At 67.2% G+C, this 2,559-nt stretch carries 3 protein-coding genes; 2 read left to right on the top strand and 1 reads right to left on the bottom strand.

What is annotated here, in order from left to right:
• On the bottom strand, positions 1-596 hold a 596-nt coding region (locus tag VFP86_15045; GenBank protein ID HET9000953.1), incomplete at its 3' end, for an O-methyltransferase.
• A gap of 83 nt (positions 597-679) precedes the next feature.
• On the opposite strand from VFP86_15045, the gene argH reads away from it, so the two are divergent.
• Positions 680-2,146 carry an argininosuccinate lyase gene (argH, locus tag VFP86_15040; GenBank protein ID HET9000952.1) on the top strand — a complete coding sequence of 489 codons (1,467 nt, stop codon included), beginning with the start codon at positions 680-682 and terminating at the stop codon, positions 2,144-2,146.
• 41 nt (positions 2,147-2,187) lie between these two features.
• Positions 2,188-2,559, top strand: a 372-nt coding sequence (locus VFP86_15035) for an extracellular solute-binding protein (protein ID HET9000951.1), incomplete at its 3' end; no start/stop codon positions are given.

Raw genomic sequence — 2,559 nt, 5'->3', positions numbered from 1 at the left:
ACGATCGTGCTCACAAACTCCGGATCGTCGAAGACGGCACGCGTGAACGTCCGGATCGCCTCCGTGTCCGCATCGGTGACACGGCGATCCACGACCTTCCCGTTCCAAAACATGTTGTCCACCAAGAGCAGACCCCCGGGTTTGAGCCGCTGCTTGATGACCGGGAGCGAGGCAGGGTATCCCTCCTTGTTGATGTCGCTGAAGATGATGTCGAATCGGCCATCTTCCGCTCGGAGCGTCGCGACCGCCTCACCCACGCGAAAGCGGACGATCGAGACGAGCCCCAACCGCTCCAGGTGGCCGCGGGCGGACTGCGACAGCGCGTCGTCCCACACCACGTGGAAGACTTCGCCGCCTCCATTGTCGCGGACGCCCATGCCGAACCACGCGGTAGAGTATCCGTATCCCGAGCCCAGTTCAAAGACCCTCCGCGCGCCGCTGGCCCGGGTGAGGAGGTAGAACAACTGCCCCACCACCGGGCCGACGATCGGAAACCGATGGGCGCGAGCGTACGCCTCCATCTCCTGGAGGACCGGGGGTCTCGCAGGTATGAGCCCTTCCAAGTAGGCGACGAACGCTCCGTCAACGAGGGCCATGCCCCGCACCTCCAGTGATCACACGATCTTCCAAGTACGTACGAAGCGAGGAGAACCTCGTCCTCCTCCCGAAGCACCCGCCGATGCAACGCGATCCGCGATATGTCGAGCATGTCCTGGCTCCACGCTACACGTTTGCATGCCGCGAGGAACTCCCGTATCTGATCGAGATCCTGGTGGCGCACACGCTGATGCTTGGCCGGCAACGGATCCTCAGCCGCGAGGCGGCCGAGTCGACCGTGCGCGCCCTCACGGCGATCACCGCCGAGCGTCTGCCTCCGTACGACCCACGGTTCGAAGATCTGTACTTCGTCATCGAAGAGCGCGTCGCCGCGGCGACCGGCGGTGCGGGTGACTTCCGCGTGGCGCTCAGCCGGAACGACACATGGGCGACGCTGGCTCGGCTGATGCTGCGCGACCAGGTGCTGGACCTCATCGATGCCCTCGACGACCTGCGCGACGCCGTGCTCGATCAAGCCGCCCGGCATCGGACCGCGGTGATGATGGCGCACACGCATCACCAGCACGCCCAGCCGACCACGGTGGCGCACTATCTACTGGCCGCCGAGGCCGTGATCGGCCGGTGCGTCGATCGGTACCGCGCCGCGCTCGACCGCCTCGACCGTTCGCCGATGGGCGCGGGGGCGCTCACGACTACAGGGTTCCCGATCGATCGAGCCTACACCGCCTCGCTACTGGGATTTCAAGGCCTGGTCGACAACAGCTACGACGCGGTGTCGGCTGCCGACCACGTCGGGGAACTGGCGGGGTGCCACGGGGTCCTGGCGACAAGCCTCAGCCGCATCGTGCAGGACCTCATCCTGTGGGCGAGCTCGGAGATCGGCGCGCTGGAGCTCGCTCCGGGGTTCCTGCAGATCAGCAGCATCATGCCCCAAAAGCGCAACCCGGTGGCCCTCGAACACGTGCGGAGCGACCTCAGCCGCCTCCTCGGGACGTCCCAGGAGATCTGGGCTTCGGCGCACAACGTGCCGTTCGGGGATGTCAACGATCCCGTTGACAACTTGATCCCGCCGCTCACCGACGCCCACCGCTCCCTCGGCGGAACGGTCAGGCTGCTCGGCGAGGTCGTGGCCGCGGCGAAGATCCGGCCCGACGCCTGGGCACCGGCGCTCCGAGGCACCTTCGCGACCAGCACAGAACTGGCCGATACCCTGGTGCGCGACGGCGGGCTCCACTTCCCAGAGGCGCATGCCGCAGTGACCCACCTGGTCGCGGAACGCCGGGGACAGGGTCTCGGGCTCGTCGGAGTCGGACCGACGGAGCTGGAAGCGGCGGTCCACGCGACCAGCGGCCGCACGGTCCGGCTCCCCGCAGAGGTCATCGCCCGGGCGGTGGATGCTCAGCACTTCGTCTCCCGGCGGAACATTCCCGGCGGACCGGGCGCGGAAGCGATCGAGAGGATGCTGGCTGCCGCGCGCGCGGGGCTGGCGGCAAGCCGCGCGGCGAGCCGGGGTGTACGGGAGCGGGTGGCGGCGGCACGCCGGGCACGCACCCAGCGCACCGGGATGCGTGATTTGACGGTAGAATAGTGAGCGTGTACGTTCCGAGAGGAGGGATCGCCATGCGGCAGATGGCTCGAGCAGCGTTCCTCGTCTGCGCCGCAGCGCTGGTGATCGGGCTTCCGATCGCCCACGCGCAGCCGCGCGCTACGGTGACCTACTGGCAGTACTTCTTCGAGAGTAAGGTCAAGCTCATGGACGTCCTCATCAAGCAGTTCGAAGCGCAAAACCCCGGGATCCATGTCGTGCAGGAGACGTTTCCGTACGATTCCTACAATCAGAAGGTCGCGAGCGCGGTCCCGGCCGGGCAGGGCCCCGACGTCGTCAACCTCTTCTACGGGTGGCTCCCCCTCTACGTCGACAGCGGTTACGTGCAGCCGTTGCCCGAGAGCGCCTTCCCGGTCTCCCAGATCGAGCGCGAGTTCGTGCCGATGGTCAAGGCC

It is taken from the genome of bacterium, assembly GCA_035703895.1.
Taxonomy (GTDB): domain Bacteria; phylum Sysuimicrobiota; class Sysuimicrobiia; order Sysuimicrobiales; family Segetimicrobiaceae; genus Segetimicrobium.
Note: the sequence above shows the minus strand (reverse complement) of the source record. Positions and strands in the feature narration are given on the sequence as shown.